Origin of the sequence: Parvibacter caecicola (assembly GCF_003725335.1) — a bacterium.
In the GTDB taxonomy this organism is placed as follows: domain Bacteria; phylum Actinomycetota; class Coriobacteriia; order Coriobacteriales; family Eggerthellaceae; genus Parvibacter; species Parvibacter caecicola.
This window is the reverse complement of record NZ_QIBY01000001.1, coordinates 357,794-374,239: the sequence shown is the minus strand read 5'-3', so window position 1 is coordinate 374,239 and position 16,446 is coordinate 357,794. Positions and strand designations below refer to the sequence as shown.

The following is a 16,446-nucleotide window of genomic DNA, read 5'->3' as shown; positions in this document are numbered from 1 at the left end:
TTTTGATGCCCGAATCAAGAAGGAAGTCGGTTGCAAACGAATTCCTGTCTCATCGGGCAAGCACGAAAGAAGGAGGAGGAATGTCGGAAGAAAAGACTCGTCGGGATATTTCTCGCAGGGGCTTCCTGAAGACTACTGCCGCCGTGGTGGGTGCTGCGGCGATGGGCGCCACTTTGGCTGGTTGTGGCAAGGAAGGGGTCGCCGCTTCGGGCAACAACGAGCATTTTGTGGTGAACAACTGCCGTGGCAACTGCGTGTCGGTTTGCCGGTTGAAGTGCAAGGTTCGCGATGGGTATCTCGTGCAGACTGAGATGCAGGAACAGGTTTTGCCGGCTTATAACCGCGTGTGCTCGAAGGGTCTGTCCCATCCGCAGCGCACCTATTCCGACCAGCGGGTGAAGTACCCGCTCCGCCGCGTGGGAGAGCGCGGCTCCGATCAGTGGGAGCGCATCAGCTGGGAGGATGCCATCTCGGAAATCACCACGAAATGGAAGCAGTACCAGGAGGAATCCGGCAGCCCCAGCATTGTGTTTTCCAGCGCCACCGGCTGCTTGTCCACATCTCCGAACGTCTACCAGCACCTGCAGAGCATGATGGGCGCCTCGAAAACCTCCATCAGCTACGACGCCGCCGGCATCGAAGAAGGCATCAAGGTGGTGGGGTCCGGCCTTTCCATGAGCGCCAGCTGGCATGCGGACATGCACAATGCGAAGACCATCCTCATGCCGGGCTCGAATGCGGCCATTTCCATGGTGCAGAGTTTCCATTTCGCCCTTGAGGCGAAAGATGCCGGTGCTACGTTGATCCACATCGATCCCAACTACACGATTACTTCCGAGAAATGCAGCGTTCATATCCCCATTGTCCCCGGCACCGATTGCGCGATGTTCATGGGCTTGACGAATTACGTCATCCAGCAAGGGTGGGCCGATGAGTCGTTCCTCAAAGCGCACACCAATGCGCCGTACTTGGTGAACAAGGCAACGGGCTTTTTCGTGCGTGCGGGCGAATTGTACGCCACAACCGAGGAAGAGGCCTCTGTCGCTTGCGTATGGGATGCGGCGGCTGGCAAGGCGGTGCCCGCAACGAGCGCAACCGACACTGCCCTTGAGGGCGAATACACCATTGGCGACATTGAGGCAATCACCGCCTACGAACTGCTCAAGGAGCGGCTGTCCGAGTGGACGCTTGAAAAAACTTCCGAGATTTGCGGCATACCGGTCGAAAAGTTGGAATGGATTGCCGACCAGTATGTCCATCACGGGCCCTCTTGCGTGTTCACGGGCTACGGGCTTGACCACTACAACGGCGGCCATATGACGTATCGCGCCATGTTTACGTTCACCGGCGTCTGCGGCCAGTGGGGGCAAAGCGGCATGGGCATAGTGGGCGCCTCCACGTCGAATTCCAGTTTGTCGAATGCGCGGATGGTGGCAAAGGATGTTCCCCAGGGGAAGAACTTGGCCGTTGCCAAGCTGTACGAAATTGCGGAAAGGGGCACGTTCAACGAGCAGCCGTTCCCGATTCGCAGCATGTTCATCTGGATGCACAACTACGTGCCCAATGTTGCCGATCGCCAGCGGGCGATCCGTTTCCTGAACAGCGTCGATTTGGTTGTGGTGGCGGACTTCAACATGTGCGAGACGGCCCGGTACGCCGACATCGTGCTGCCGGTGGCCGGATGGTACGAAATTGAAGAAGTCGGCCATGGCGGCACTGCCCCGTTTGTGAACTACCTGGAAAAGGCCATCGATCCGCTGTACGAGTCGAAGTCCGACTTCGAAATCTACAAGCTGCTCTGCGAAGGCATGGGGCTTGGAGACAAGGCCTTTGTCGACCTGGATGATTTCTGGAGCGGGTATTTCGAAAGCCCGGTGATGACCGGTCTCGGCATCACGTTGGAGCGGCTCAAGGAAGAAAAGTCCATCTATCTCGGCACCGACCCCGATGGCTTCGATCCTTATGCCCCCGAGGGCAAGTTCAACACCCGGGACGGCCGCATGGGCATTTACCAGGAAGCCCATTTCCGCATTTTCGGCGAACAGGATTTCGAGGTGGTGGACCCCGATCGCAACCGCCTGGTCACATGGATGCCCCCGAACGAGGTCATGCCCGACAACCCGCTGCGCGAGAAATATCCGCTGGTCTACATGTCCTTCCGCAACCGGTACCGCACCCACACGCAATTCTGGGATTGCGCGTGGCTGAAGGAGATTGCGCCCGAGCCTACCCTTTGGCTGAATCCCGACGACGCCGCCGCCCGCGGCATCCAGGGCGGCGACTATGTGCGGGCCTACAACGACCGCGGCTTCGTCGTTCTTCGCGCCGAAATCAACAACGGCGTTATGCCCGGCGTTGTGGTGTATCCAAAGGGATGGCAAGAAGGGGAGCACAAAGCGGGTCACATCTCTGATTTGACTTCCAGTTATTTCATCCCGGAAATGTACAACTGCTACTACTTCGACAACCTGTGCGAAGTTGAAAAGTACCAGGAGGCGTAGTCATGCGATATGGAATGGTAATCGATATGGGGAGATGCCTCGGCTGCCACACCTGCGAGGTTGCTTGCAAGTCAACGAACAACTTGCCCGAAGGGATCTTTTGGAACCGGGTGTATAACGATGGAGGCCCGTCGCTGGACTCGCCCACGGGGACTTGGCCGAACAATTCGATGTCGTATTACACGATGAGCTGCCAGCATTGCGAAAACCCCGCCTGCGTGAAAGTGTGCCCGGTGGGCGCTACTTACAAGGATCCCGAGACCGGCGTGGTGCGCCAGGACTACGACAAGTGCATCGGCTGCCGCATGTGCATGGCCGCCTGCCCTTACACCGGCGTGCGTTCTTTCAACTGGGAAGACCCCAAGTACGTCTTGGCGTTCGCGACCGGCGATGCGGAAGTGCCCGCCCATCAGAAGCACACGGTGGAGAAGTGCACCTTCTGCTATCAGCGCATTTCCAAAGGCGAAACGCCGGGATGCATGGTGCTTTGCCCGGGCCGTGCCCGTTACTTTGGCGACCTGGATGACCCGAACAGCGAGGTGTCGCAGTTAATTGCCACTCGCGAGTGGAAGCGGCTGCTTCCCGAGAAGGGCACCAATCCGTCCGTCTATTACCTGGTGTAGAAGGGGAGTGAATCGAAAATGGTTGAAACTGCAAAGAAGAAACTCTCCCCCTTGGCCATCGCCGGCATTGTGTGCAGCGCGGTGGCCGCTGCCGGCATCGTTTTCTGGATGATTCAGTTGAGCGGCGGCATGGTGCAAACGGGAATGCGCAATCTTGATTCCTGGGGCCTGTACATCACCTGCTTCATGTTTTTTGTGGGCTTGTCTGCCGGCGGCCTGATCATCTCCAGTATGCCAAAGGCCTTCGGCATCCAGGGTTTCGGCAACATCTCGAAGATTGCCGTCTGGACTGCCATCTCCTGCACGTGCGCTGCCATCGGCTTTGTCGTGGTTGACCTGGGCGGCCCTCAGCGCCTCTGGGAGCTTTTCGCCTACTCTAACCTGAGCAGCCCCCTCATGTGGGACATCATCGTGATTTCGGTGTACCTGATTCTCTCCATTGTGCTCATTTGGGCTATGTACGGCGAGGAGAAGGGGAAGGTGAGCCATACGGCGCTGCGCGTTCTTTCCGTTGTTTCGCTGGTGACCGCAGTGCTCGTGCATTCCGTTACCGCTTGGATTTTTGGCCTGCAGATTTCCCATGAATTCTGGTATACCGCGCTTCTCGGCCCCTGGTTCGTATCCTCTGCCTTGGTGTGCGGCACGGCGCTGGTGCTTATCGTCGCCATCGCGCTTCGCAAGGCTGGCCGCATCGAGCTTGGCCAGGAAAACATCGTGAAGATGACCAAGCTTTTGGGCGGGTTCATCATGGTGGACCTGTATTTCTTCGGGTGCGATTTGCTGACCAGCGCTTTCCCGCAAGGCTCCGGTTTGGAAGTTGTGCAAATGCTTGTCGAGGGCCCGCTGGCGCCCTTCTTCTGGACCGAAATCATCGGTTGTGCCGTCGCTGCCGTTATCTGCTTCGTGCCCAGCCTGCGAAAGAACGGCCTGTTGGCGGTTGCCAGTGCGCTTGCCATCGTGGGCATCTTCTGCAAGCGCGTGCAGCTGCTGGTCGGTGGTTTCCAAATTGCCAACATCGATTCGATTGCGGTAACCGGCCCGTATGCTACCACGGCCAATACCGTTGGCGGTTTGGTGTACTGGCCCACCGGCATTGAATTTATGGTAACGCTCGGCGTCGTGGCTCTGGGCGGCGCGATTCTGTGCTTTGGACTGGATAAGATAACCCGTAAGTAATGCCATGCGATGCGCCCCGCTGTTCGCAGGGGGCAGCGAGACGCCAGTTGGCCCGCGTGAACGATGCGCTGTTTCGTTCACGCGGGCCTTTTCGCAGTTGGGCCGTGCGATGGCCCATAACGAAACAGTTGTGGCATCGGTTCGGGGCGATGACGGTTCGCCCTGTGGCCTTCTGTTTGGACTAAAGTGAGAGGGTCCAGGCAGGAGGCGGTTTCGTATGAGCGCTATAGACGGCAAGCAGGTGGCAACTCACGGGCTGTTCGCCCTGTGCATGGGGGCGGTGGCCGCTCTTGCCAGCATTGTGCTGTGCCTGTGCGTGACGGCGGTCTACAACCTCTACCTTGCCCATTGGTGGCTCATTTTCCTGCTGCCGGCGCTGGGGTGCCTCTCCCTTTGGCTGTACCATCGCGCCCAGTTGCCCTTGGACATGTCCACGCGCCATGTGGTGGACTCCATCCGCTCCGACCGCCCCGTGTCCCCGCTTTTGGCCCCGGGCATTTTGGCGGGCACCTGCCTCTCCATCTTGGGCGGCGCCTCGGTGGGCAAAGAGGCAGGCGCGTTGCAGATGGGGGCATCGCTGGGAAACGTGGTAGGGCGGCCGTTCAAACTGAAGCCGGTGCACGCTGCCGACATGGGCGAGCCCATGGACGGCTACGCCGCCGCCACCGGCATGGCCGCAACGTTCGCAGCATTGTTCTTCGCCCCGTTGGGTTCCATGATGTTCGTACTGGAGCTTTCCCGTTACAAGCGCTCGGTGGTGAAGCACGGCGCTTCCATCCTCTTGGCCTGTTTCGTGGCCTACGCTATTGCGAAAACGGTTGGTATAGGTGACATAATCCCCACGGTGGCCGCGCCGGCGCTGTCTTGGAAGCTGGTGGGGGAGTGCCTCATCATCGGCGTGCTGGGAGCGCTGGGAGGCGCCCTGTTCAGCAAGGGGGTGGACGGGCTTCAGCAGCTCACCCGGCGCATTTCCCGTAACTATTATATATGGGTGATTGCCGGCGGCGTGATTGTCATGGCCCTCACCCTTGCTTTCGGCTGGGCGGAATACGGCGGCACCGGCGGCAATCTGCTGGCCATGGCGCTGGCGGGAACGCAGCCCACCTGGGGATTTTTGCTGAAGGCCGGTTTCACCATTTTGGCCCTGGGCCTGTGGTTCAAGGGCGGCGAAATCATGCCTACCTTCACCATCGGCGCGCTTCTGGGGGCATCCTGCATTGTGGTTACCGGCGGGGAGGCCCCGTATTCGGCCGCCATCGGTTTGGTGGCGTTCTTCACGGCGGAGAGCCGCTGCCCGGTGGCCGCCTTCCTCATGGGCTGCGAGATTTTCGGCTGGCAGTTTGCCCCGTTCTTCGCCATCGCGGTGGCCACCAGCTTTGCCTTCGGCCGCGATGTGGGCATGTACGGCCGCGGCGCCTACTCGGCGATGCGCACCTTCAGCCGTCGGGCATTTGTGCGGCGGGCGAACCCGGCTGTGGCCGCCGAAGCCGAAGCGGTGGCGAACGCCGCGGAAGGGGCGGTGCGCCGGGCTGAACGGCAAGGGGAGGACGATGGCCGTCAGCAGGAACACCGGCTGCGGGCGGCGGAGACCTTCGTTTCTGCAAAGCTTTCGGAATACTACGCCCTCACTTCCCGGCTGGAAGGGGCGCTGGAGCAGCTGCACCATGGAGGGGCCGACCAACCGGGCGGCCCGAAAGAAAGCAAATAGCGCCATCCCCTGGGGCGAGGGGCCCGTGCGGCCTTCAGTGGGCTACTATGGCCCGAACTGAAACCTATCCGGAAGGACGTGCCCTATGGCTTACTTGCCCGTTGCCCAGCAGACCGCATGGCAGCAAAGCGACCAGATTGATTTGGCGAAGACCGCTGTTTTGGTGGTGGACGTGCTGGGGGGCGAAGGCGGCGTGGTGCCGGGCCTTGAAACCATGGCCGAAAACGCGGCCGCCATCGCAAAGGCCGCTCGCAAGGCGGGGGTGCCGGTGGTGTTCAGCTGCGACGCCCATGTGCCGGGGCTCGATAAGGAGCTGGAGCTGTGGGGCGAGCACGGTATCGCCGACACCGATGCCGCCCAACCGCTGGCGCTTTTGGAGGCGGGCGCGGGGGACTACATTGTGCCGAAGCGCCGCTACGACGGCTTCTTCCAAACCGATTTGGACCTGACGCTCAGGGAGCTGGGGGCCGACACCCTCATCGTGTGCGGCGCCGACACCAACATCTGCGTGCTGCAAACCCTAGCCGGCGCTTATTTCCGCACCTACAAGACCGTGGTGGCCGCCGATGCCTGCGGTACCTTCCTCATCGGCACCCAAGAGGCGGGGCTGGAGTACTTCTCCCGGTGCTACGACAGCCGCGTGGTGAGCACTGCCACCGTGCTGGGATACCTGGAAGCCTAACGGCGTTTTCCCGCCTCGGCTCGGCGGCTTCGCCGCACCCCCCGGTTCGGCGACTTCGCCGTATCCTCTCCGGATTGGCGGTTTCGTCGTTTTCGTAGGGTAGAGATTCTATCTCTGCCTAACCGACAACCCGCCCATGCTTGCAGCCCAGGCAAACAGAGAATGTTTGCCCTACGAACCTTTATGTGCGGTGCGCTGGCGGACAATGCTGCCGTTCATGGACATTGGGTGTTGACTTCTTGCAAGCGATAAACCGGTTTGTTAATATATCGGTTCGTGCGTTTACGAAGCAAAACGGGCCTACGGTGGTCCGCAGCATAGAAGGAGAATCGATCATGGCAGTACCTAAGCGCAAAATGGGTCGTGCTCGCACCCATGCCCGTCGCAGCAGCAACGATGTTATCAACGCGCCCTCTCGCAGCGTGTGCCCCCAGTGCGGCGAAGTGAAGCTGCCCCACCGCGTATGCCCCAACTGCGGTTTCTACAAGAACCGTGAGGTCATCGAAACCGAGTAAGCATTTCGCGGGGACTTGTCCCAAGTCCTGAATCGATACGGTAGAGCCTCCTCGCATCCCGGCAATTTGGCCGGTTTGCCAGGGGGCTTTTCGCTATGAACGGAGAATTATGGCCGAATTGGTAACCATCGCCGTGGATGTGATGGGCGGCGACAACGCCCCCCAAGCGGTGCTGGACGGCATAGAGCGGGCCTTGGCCGAAAACCCCGATATCCAAGTTATTGCCTGCGGCCTGCCCGAGGTGGTGGAGCCCTTCGCCGCCGCTCACGAGCGCTGCAAGGCGCAAGCGGCCTCCGAGGTGATTGCCATGGACGAGCACCCGGCCAACGCCGTGCGCCGCAAGAAGGATTCCTCCATCGTGGTGGGCTGCCGGCTGGTGAAGGAGGGGGCGGCCCAAGGGTTCTTCTCCGCCGGCTCCACCGGCGCCTGCCTTTCGGCGGCCACTTTGGTGGTGGGGCGCATCAAGGGCATCAAGCGGCCTGCCCTGGGGCAGATTCTGCCCGCCTACGAGCGGCCCACGTTGCTTCTGGACGTGGGGGCCAACGCCGACTGCAAGCCCGATTACCTGGTACAGTTCGGCCTCATGGGCTCTGTGTACATGCAGCAGCTGATGGGGGTTGCCGCGCCCCGGGTGGGGCTTTTGAACATTGGCGAAGAAGAGGAAAAGGGCTCGGAGTTCGCGGTAGAGTGCCACCGGCAGCTGAAGGCGGCCCTCCCCGGATTTTCCGGCAACGCCGAGGGGCGCGATGTTCTCACCGGCCACTTTGACGTGGTGGTGACCGACGGCTTCACCGGCAACGTGGTGCTGAAAACCGTGGAGGGGGCGTCGAAGACCCTTTTCCGGTACATAAAAGACGTGTTCATGGCCTCGCCGAAAACCAAGGTGGGCGCTTTGCTGGTGAAGGCGGATTTGGCGGAAGTGAAGACGAAGCTTTCTCCCGACACCTACGGCGGCGCGCCGCTTTTGGGGGTTAGGGGGGCCGTTTTGGTAGGTCATGGCTCTTCGGGGGCGCTGGCGGTGGCCAACGGCATTGCGAAGGCGGCCGAGACGGTGCGGGCCGATGTGGCCGGCGTCATCGCCGCCACCCTTGCCGAGGAGGCCGTCCAGTGAAAACCACTCCCGAGCAGCGGGCCAAGCTCGACCGCGCCCAAGAGCTGATCTGCCGGCAGTTCCGCAACGAGCGGCTCTTGCTCTCCGCCATCACCCACCCCTCCGCCACCGAAGGGCTGAACGTGCGCTTCTCCTACGAGCGGCTGGAATTCCTGGGGGACTCCATTTTGGGGGCCATCGTGGCCGCCGAGGCCTTCGAGCGCTACCACGATCTGGACGAAGGGGGCCTCACCCGCATCAAGGTGTCGCTGGTGTCGGGCAGCAGCCTTTCCAAGGTGGCGCAGGATCTGGGCTTTTCCGATGTCATCGTGTTCGGTTCTTCGGAAACCGGTACGGGGCGCCGCGGTTTGAAGACGGCGCTGGAGAACGTGTACGAGGCGGTGGTGGCGGCGCTGTTTTTGGACGGCGGCATAGAGGCGGCCACCGAATTCGTGCAGCGCACCCTCATTCCATTTATGTCCATCGACCTGGCAAAAGAGCCGGAGAACCCCAAAAGCTCGCTGCAGGAGATGCTGCAAGAGCACGGCATAACCCCCACCTACAAGGTGCTGGAAACCCAGGGGCCTCCCCACGACCGCACCTTCGTGGCCCAGGCCTTCGCCGGCAATGTGGGGCTGGCGAAGGGGGAAGGGCGCACCAAGAAGGAGGCGGAGAGCGTGGCCGCCAAGAACACGATGGAGCACTTCGATCAGTACTGCCCGCTGCTTGGCGGGTTTCCCTGCGCCGACGGGCACGGGGCCAAGGAATAGGCGGTACCCATGTACTTGAAATCGCTGGTGCTTAAGGGCTTCAAGTCCTTCGCCGACCGAAGCGCGCTTACCCTGGAGCCGGGCATCACCGCCATCGTGGGCCCCAACGGTTCCGGAAAATCGAACATCTCCGACGCCGTTTTGTGGGTGCTGGGGGAGCGCAATGCCAAAAACCTGCGCGGCCAGGCCATGGAAGACGTCATCTTCGCCGGTTCGTCCGCCCGCAAAGGCGCGGCCTTGGCCGAGGTGGACCTGGTGTTGGACAACAGCTGCGGCACCTTGCCGGTGGATTACAGCGAAGTGGTGATAACCCGCCGCATGCACCGCAGCGGCGAGAGCGAATACCTCATCAACGGCACCGTTGCCCGTCGCTTGGACGTGCTGGACATCCTGCACGATTCGGGTCTGGGCAGCGGCACCCACTCCATCATCTCCCAGGGCAACCTCGATTCAGTGCTGGCCTCCAAGCCGGAAGACCGCCGTGCGCTGGTGGAGGAAGCGGCCGGCGTGCTGAAGCACAAGCAGCGCAAGGCGAAAAGCGAGCGGAAGCTGGCCAACATGGACCAGCACCTGGCCCGCGTGCGCGACGTGGTGTCCGAAGTGGAGCGGCAGCTGGGGCCCTTGGAGCGCAAGGCGAAGCGGGCCCGCACCTTCGGAGAGCTTTCGGGGCAGCTGGCCGAGGCGAAGCTGGCCCTTTCGGTGGACGACTTGCGGCGGCTGCAGGAGAAGTGGGAAGCCCAGGAAAAGCTAGAGGAAACGTGCGCTTCCCAGGTGGAAGAGGCCCGCGCCGCGGCCCGCGCGGCCGAGGAGGCGATGGAGAAGCTGCAGGCCACCATCGCACAGGAAAACCTGTCCACCGGCAGCCTGTCGGCGCAGTTCCGGGCCGTGTCGTTGGCCTTCGAGCGGCTGGAATCCGCCGGCCGTTCGGCCGCCGAGCGCCAGCGGGCCGCCCAGCAGCGGGTGGAAGAGATAGAGCTGCTCATCTCCCAGCACGCCGGTCAGCGCCAGGCGCTTGAGGCCGACTTGGCCGCCGCCCGCGAAACACTCTCGGCCGGGCAGCGGGACGTGGCCCAGGCCAACGAGACAGTGGCGACGCTGGAGAAAGAGCGCAAGGCCATCTCGGCCCAGCGCCAGGAAAAGGAAGAGCTGCAGCGCAAGGCCGCCTCGTCCATGCGGGAAGCCGAGACGAACCTGGCATCGGTGCGCCGCAAGCTGTCCCAAACCCGGGAAGCGCTATCGGCCGGCGTGGCCCACATCAAGGTGGTGGAAGGGCGCCGGGCCGACCGTGAACTGGCCTGCGTGAGCGCCACCGCCGATGCCCAGGCGCTCTCCCAAGAGGCGACTTCGCTGGAGAAAGAGCGCATCCAGATGGCGGCCGACGAGCAGCGCACCCGCGAAGAGCTGGGGCTGGCGCTGCAGCGGCGGGACGCCTGTCGCAAGGAAACGGAAAACCTGCGCGAGGCCTTGCTGGACTGCGATGCGAAGATTCGCGCTTTGGAGGAAATCGAGCGGGCCACGCAGCTGGCGGCCGGCGAGGCAGCCGGATGGGTGGCGGAGCACGCCGCCGCCCTGCCGGGCGCTCCGGCGCCCCTTACCCGCGCCGTGACGGCGCCCCCGCACCTGGAGGGATTGGTGGAGCAGCTGCTGGGCAGCGATGTTCAAGCCTACCTGGTGCAAGACGCCGGCAGCGCCCTTGACGTGGTGCGTCAGGCGGCGGACCAGGACATGGACGGCGAGGTGACGCTGGTGCTGCGGGACGACCGCGGCCCTCGCGCGCTTGAGCTGGTGAACGGCCCCGGGGCCTTCTCCCTCATCGAAGAGCTGGAGTTCGAGCCCGCCGCGGCCCGCGCCATCGAGGCCCTTTTGGGGGATGTGGTGGTGTGCGAGAACATCGATGAGGCCATGGCCCTGCATGGCCAGGACGCTGGCGCCCACCGTTTCGTCACGGTGGAGGGGCTGTGCGTCTGGCCTTCCGGCAAAGTGACGTTCGGCCGCCAGGCCCGAGAAGGCGGTGAGGGCGTTCTGGCCCGCATTCGCCGCTTGGAAGAGCTGGCGCTGCTGCAGTCTCAGGCCAAGGAGGGCTACGACGCCGCGCAGGTGCGGCAGTCGGAAAGCGAAGAGGCGTTCTCCAAGCTCCAGGCGGAAAGCCTTTCGCTGAGCCAGCAGCTGGCGGCCCTCATCGGCAAGGAATCTTCTGCAAAAGCCCAGGCGACGAAGGCCCAAGAGCGGGTGGAGCAGCTCACCTCCGAGCTGGCCTCCATTGCCAAGCAGCATGCCGAAGCGCTGGAGGCGGTGGAGAGGGCCCAGCCCGATGTGGACTCTCTGGAGGCAGAGGAGCAGCGGCTCTCTCAAGACCTCGAACAGCTGCGGGCCCAATCGGCCCAGTTGGCGGAAGAGATTGTTCCGCTTCGCCAGGCCGCCGGCAAGGCCAATGACGCCCTGAACCAGGCGAAGTTGGAAGCGGCCCGCCATGTTGAGCGGCAAACCTACAATCGCCGCATGCTGGACACCCGCGTCCACGCGTTGGAGGATTTGGAATCCACGGCCCGGCAGTCGGCCGAGGCGCTGTCGGTGAAAACGGTGGCCATCCAGCGGCTGGTGCCGCTGAGGGCCCTGTTCGAAGAGCTCTCCCGTTCGGCCCAGCGGCGCATGGCGGTGCTGGAAGAGCAGGCGCGGGAAGCGCAGGACAGCTCCACCCAACTGCAGGCGGCCTCGCAGGAGGCGCGCCAAACCAGCCGAGACGCCCATGAGCGGCTGGAATCCCTTTCTCAGCAGCTGGCGGATTTGCGGGTGGAGAAGGGCCGCTTGGAGCTGCAGGTGCAATCGGCGGTGAACGTGATCGTGAAAGATTGCAACACGCCGCTGGAATTCGCACTGGGGTTGCCGGAGCTGGAAAACCGCCCCCAGGTGGAAGAAGAGGCGCAGCGGCTGTCCAAGCGCATTGCGAACCTGGGCGCCATCAATCCCGAGGCGGCGGCGGAGTTCTCCACGCTGAAGGAACGCTACGACTACCTGATGCAGCAGGTGGGGGATTTGGAATCGGCCCGCCGCAGCCTGGCCCGCATCAACCGGGTTATCGACGCCCGCATGAAAAACGATTTCGAGCGCACCTTTGACGAGGTGAACACGAATTTCCAAGAGGTGTTCTCGGTGCTGTTCCCTGGCGGTTCGGCCCATCTGTCCCTCACCGATCCGGACGACATGGAAAACTCCGGCATCGAGGTGAACGCCCAGCCCCGCGGCAAGCGCATCACCAAGATGACCCTCATGTCCGGTGGCGAGAAGTCCCTCACCGCGTTGGCGCTGTTGTTCGCCCTGTATCGCACCCGTCCCACCCCCTTCTACATCCTCGACGAGGTGGAGGCGGCGCTGGACGACACCAACCTGCGACGCTTGATCGCCTACATCGACCAGCTGCGGGCCACCACCCAGTTGATCATGATTACCCATCAGCGGCGCACCATGGAGATGGCCGACGTGCTGTTCGGCGTTTCCATGCAGGCAGACGGCATCACCAAGGTGATAAGCCAGAAACTGGACCGCGCGCTGGAGTACGCCGAGTAACCGCTAGCCTGAGAAGGAGGCACCTGTGGGCTTTTTCGACCGCATAAGCGAAGGGCTTTCCCGCACCCGCGAGCGCTTCGTGGAATCCATGAACCTGCTGCTGGATTTGGGTCCGGTGGTGGACGAGGATTTTTGGGAAGAGCTGGAGGCCACCCTCATCATGGCCGACATCGGGGCGCCGGCCGCGGCCGCCATCGTGGAGAACCTGCGAGAGCAGGCCACCCGCAAGGGGCTGGAGAATTCCGCCCAGGTGCTGGAGATGCTGAACGGCCAAATTGCCGACACCTTCGCCGAGGGCGGCCGGGACATCCTGGACGGGGAGGGGGCCGTTGTGCTGTTCGTGGGCATCAACGGCACCGGCAAAACCACCACGGTGGGCAAGATCGCCAAAGAGAAGACCGATCAGGGCCGCAAAGTGATTCTGGGCTCGGCCGACACTTTCCGCGCCGCCGCCATCGAGCAGCTGGAGGTGTGGGCGCAGCGGGCCGAGGTGGAGATGGTCACCCGCGAGCGGGGGGCCGACCCGGCCAGCGTGTGCTTCGAGACGCTGGAGCGGGCCGAAGCCACCGGTGCCGATCTGGTGCTGATAGACACTGCCGGGCGCCTGCACACCTCCGACGACCTCATGCGCGAGCTGAAAAAAGTGGTTTCGGTGGTGCGCAAGCGCTCGAAGCTGCCGGTGTATTTGGTGCTGGTGATTGACGCCACCACCGGCCAGAACGGCCTGCAGCAGGCGCGGGAATTCAACAAGGCGCTGGATTTGGATGCCCTCATCGTCACCAAGCTGGACGGCACCGCCAAGGGCGGCATCGCCCTTGCGGTTAGCCACGAGCTGAACCTTCCCATCGTCAAGATTGGCGTGGGAGAGGGCATCGACGACCTGCGGGATTTCGACTCGTCCGATTTCGCCCGTGCCTTGGTGGGGGATTTCGCCCAAGAGGCCCAAGAGTAGGAGACGGCAATGCTTGAGAACCTTTCTAATCGCCTGCAGGGCATTTTCTCGGGACTGCGCTCGAAGGGGCGCCTCACCGAAGAGGACATCAATGCCGCTATGCGCGAGATCCGCATGGCGCTTCTGGAGGCGGACGTGAACTTCAAAGTGGTGAAGGCCTTTGTGGCCCGCACCAAGGAGCGCTGCCTGGAAGCGGACGTGCTGGATTCCCTCACGCCGGCCCAGAACGTCATCAAGATAGTGCTCGATGAGCTGACCGAGCTTTTGGGCCGCAGCGACGCCAAGCTGGAGCTGGGCAACCGCATCCCCGCCGTCATCATGCTGGTGGGCCTGCAAGGTTCCGGCAAAACCACCGCCGCCGCCAAGCTGGCCTATCGGCTGAAGCAGCAGAACCACAGCCCGCTTCTGGTGGCGGCCGACGTGTACCGCCCCGCCGCCGCCGACCAGCTGCAAACCTTGGGCGGCGAAATCGGGGTGAAGGTGTACCGCCACGACGGCGCCGACCCGGTGGACATTGCCCGGGAAGGGGTGCAGGAGGCCATCGACAGCCTGCGCGACGTGGTGATCATCGACACCGCCGGCCGCCTTCATGTGGACGAGGCCATGATGGAGGAGGCCCGCGCCATCAAAGAGGCGCTGCAGCCGGAGGAAATCCTGATGGTGGTGGACGCCATGACCGGCCAGGACGTGGTGAACGTGGTTTCCGCCTTCGCCGAAGCGGTGGATTTCGACGGCGTTATCATGTCGAAGATGGACGGCGACGCCCGCGGCGGCGGCGCCCTTTCGGTGCGCGAAGTTACTGGTAAGCCCATCAAGTTCATCTCCTCTGGTGAGAAGCCGGATTCTTTGGAGGAGTTCCATCCCGACCGCATGGCCAAGCGCATCCTCGGCATGGGCGATATGGTGTCGCTCATCGAAAACGCCGTGCGGCTGCAGCAAGAGCAGGAGGAGGCCGAAGAGGCCGAAGCGATGGCGGCCGGCAACCTCACCCTGGACGACTTCATCACCATGAACCGCCAGATTCGCAAAATGGGCGGCATCTCCAAGTTCATCTCGGCCTTGCCGGGCGGCGACAAGGCGCTGGGCTCGGGGCAGGTGGACGAGGGGGCGCTCGATGCCATGGAGGTGATCATTAACTCCATGACCAAGGAAGAGAGGGCCCGCCCCGAGGTGCTCAACGGCAGCCGCCGCAGCCGCATCGCCTGCGGCGCCGGCGTGTCGGTGACCGAAGTGAACCAGCTGATCAAGAAGTTCAACGAAACCAAGAAAATGGTCAAGAAGATGACCGCCGGCATGGAGCAGCAGACGGGCCGCAAGGGCAAAAAGGGGAAGAAGGGCAAAAAGCGCCCCCGCATCCCCGGCATGGGCGGAATGGGCGGCATGTCCATGGCCGACCTCAAGCGCATCCAAGACATGATGCAGCAGTAAGGAGTTCCGGCGTTCTGGCGAACGCCGGAACTGGTTGTCCGCAAAAACAGGGCCATGCGCGTCATCTTGCCGGTTCCCGCTGCCTCGGCGTGTGCCAAAGCACACTTGGGCAGCGGCGCACGCCAATCTGACGCACCTGGCCCCGTTTCTGCTACTTGCTTGGACCAAGAATGAAAAAAACAGGTTGAATTCGTGGGCAGAGATAGAATCTCTGCCCTACGAAATTTGGTTGAGAGGTGCTTTGGCGGCGGATGCGATTTTTCTGCCGATGGGGGCGGATGTGCCGCTTGTCTGATGGTGCTTGCCAAAGTCTGGCAGGTGGCCTAATATAGGCAATTGCTGTTTTCGCGCACAGATAACTGTGCTTGCGTATAGAGAAACTTAAACAAAAGGAGTTCTAAGTTCATGGCTGTTAAAATTCGCCTCGCCCGCCACGGTGCCAAGAAGCGCCCCTACTACCGTATCGTTGTCGCCGACTCCCGTGCCCCGCGCGATGGCCGCTTCATCGAGGAAGTGGGCCGCTACAACCCCATCGCCACCCCGGCCATGGTGCAGTTCGACATGGAGCTGGTGGACAAGTGGATTGCCCAGGGTGCCCAGCCCACCGACACGGTGGCTCGCCTGCTGAAGAACGCTCGCGAGAACGCGTAAGTTCATGGACTCCGTAGAGAACATCGCCAGCTTGGTGGAAACCCTGGTTGCCCCGCTGGTCGATTATCCCGACGATTTGGAAGTGACCGCCGAGGAGGCCGAAGACGGCACCATCCTGGCGGAGATTCGCGTGAACGAGGAAGATGCCGGCAAGGTGATCGGCCGTCAAGGGCGCGTCATCAAAGCCATTCGCACGTTGGCCCGTGCCGCCGCTTCCCGCGATGGCGCCGCCGTCGAGGTGGAACTCGTCGATTAAATGCGAGTCTGGGTGAATGTAGCCGTTCTGGCTCGAACCTATAATTTAGAAGGAGGATTCGTTGCGCGCGCCGCGGCGAATCTTCCTTTTTTGTTGGAAGAGGGCATGGAGGTGGCCTTCGTGCCGCCGCAAATCGATGCGCCGCGCCGCGCGACGGTGGCTTCCGTTTCGCTGCGGGGCGACGGCACCGCCACGGTGTTCTTCGACGGCGTGGCCGATGCGGGTGCTGCCTCTCGCCTGGTGGGATGCAGCTGCCTGGTGCGCCGCGCTGAAGTGGCCGATCGCCTGCCCTTGGCGGCCCAGGCCCACCCTTGGCTGGGCTGGCAGATGGTGGATGCCCAGATGGGGCCGGTGGGCCAGATTTCCGACATTCAGGAAGGGCCGGCCCAATCGCGGTTGGTAGTGCGCACCGATGCGGGCCGCGAAGTGCTGGTGCCCCTGGTGGAGGAGTTCATCGTCGGCGAGGATGAGGGCAACGGCCGGCTGCTGGTGCAGCTGCCCGCCGGCCTTTTGGATCTGTAGGGGAGGGG

13 protein-coding genes and 1 pseudogene are annotated in these 16,446 nt (G+C 62.7%); all 14 read left to right on the top strand.

Translation table 11 applies throughout. The features are described from left to right. Positions 1 to 80 precede the first annotated feature (80 nt). Positions 81 to 2,501, top strand: a complete 2,421-nt coding sequence (locus tag DMP11_RS01580) for a molybdopterin-containing oxidoreductase family protein (protein ID WP_161555264.1) — start codon at positions 81 to 83, stop codon at positions 2,499 to 2,501. Between the two features lie 170 nt (positions 2,502 to 2,671). After that, positions 2,672 to 3,124, top strand: a complete 453-nt coding sequence (locus tag DMP11_RS01575) for a 4Fe-4S dicluster domain-containing protein (RefSeq protein ID WP_328590233.1) — start codon at positions 2,672 to 2,674, stop codon at positions 3,122 to 3,124. An 18-nt stretch (positions 3,125 to 3,142) separates the two neighbouring features. Then, positions 3,143 to 4,300: an NrfD/PsrC family molybdoenzyme membrane anchor subunit gene (gene nrfD / locus DMP11_RS01570; RefSeq protein ID WP_123184725.1), complete on the top strand. Its 1,158-nt coding sequence runs from the start codon at positions 3,143 to 3,145 to the stop codon at positions 4,298 to 4,300. A gap of 217 nt (positions 4,301 to 4,517) precedes the next feature. Then, entirely contained in the window at positions 4,518 to 6,008 is a 1,491-nt protein-coding gene (locus tag DMP11_RS01565; protein ID WP_214646963.1) for a chloride channel protein, read from the top strand. Between the two features lie 85 nt (positions 6,009 to 6,093). Further along, entirely contained in the window at positions 6,094 to 6,690 is a 597-nt protein-coding gene (locus tag DMP11_RS01560) for a cysteine hydrolase family protein (protein ID WP_123184724.1), read from the top strand. A 335-nt stretch (positions 6,691 to 7,025) separates the two neighbouring features. After that, positions 7,026 to 7,205 (top strand): 50S ribosomal protein L32, encoded by a 180-nt coding sequence (gene rpmF, locus DMP11_RS01555; RefSeq protein ID WP_123184723.1) that lies wholly within the window; start codon positions 7,026 to 7,028, stop codon positions 7,203 to 7,205. Between the two features lie 109 nt (positions 7,206 to 7,314). Next, positions 7,315 to 8,316, top strand: a complete 1,002-nt coding sequence (gene plsX, locus DMP11_RS01550; RefSeq protein WP_170155471.1) for a phosphate acyltransferase PlsX — start codon at positions 7,315 to 7,317, stop codon at positions 8,314 to 8,316. Continuing rightward, positions 8,313 to 9,065 carry a ribonuclease III gene (gene rnc / locus DMP11_RS01545; RefSeq protein WP_123184721.1) on the top strand — a complete coding sequence of 251 codons (753 nt, stop codon included), beginning with the start codon at positions 8,313 to 8,315 and terminating at the stop codon, positions 9,063 to 9,065. The genes plsX and rnc overlap by 4 nt, the downstream gene beginning before the upstream one ends. A 9-nt stretch (positions 9,066 to 9,074) precedes the next feature. After that, positions 9,075 to 12,629 carry a chromosome segregation protein SMC gene (gene smc / locus DMP11_RS01540; protein WP_123184720.1) on the top strand — a complete coding sequence of 1,185 codons (3,555 nt, stop codon included), beginning with the start codon at positions 9,075 to 9,077 and terminating at the stop codon, positions 12,627 to 12,629. Positions 12,630 to 12,654: 25 nt separating this feature from the next. After that, entirely contained in the window at positions 12,655 to 13,581 is a 927-nt protein-coding gene (ftsY, locus tag DMP11_RS01535) for a signal recognition particle-docking protein FtsY (protein WP_123184719.1), read from the top strand. Positions 13,582 to 13,590: 9 nt separating this feature from the next. Beyond that, positions 13,591 to 15,009, top strand: a complete 1,419-nt coding sequence (gene ffh / locus DMP11_RS01530; RefSeq protein ID WP_123184718.1) for a signal recognition particle protein — start codon at positions 13,591 to 13,593, stop codon at positions 15,007 to 15,009. Positions 15,010 to 15,414: 405 nt separating this feature from the next. Beyond that, positions 15,415 to 15,657 (top strand): annotated as a pseudogene (gene rpsP / locus DMP11_RS01525) (30S ribosomal protein S16); the annotation flags it as partial. Positions 15,658 to 15,664: 7 nt separating this feature from the next. Next, complete coding sequence (locus tag DMP11_RS01520) at positions 15,665 to 15,916, top strand: KH domain-containing protein (protein WP_123184716.1); 252 nt, start codon at positions 15,665 to 15,667, stop codon at positions 15,914 to 15,916. A 105-nt stretch (positions 15,917 to 16,021) separates the two neighbouring features. Beyond that, positions 16,022 to 16,438 carry a ribosome maturation factor RimM gene (locus DMP11_RS01515; RefSeq protein WP_214646964.1) on the top strand — a complete coding sequence of 139 codons (417 nt, stop codon included), beginning with the start codon at positions 16,022 to 16,024 and terminating at the stop codon, positions 16,436 to 16,438. Positions 16,439 to 16,446 lie beyond the last annotated feature (8 nt).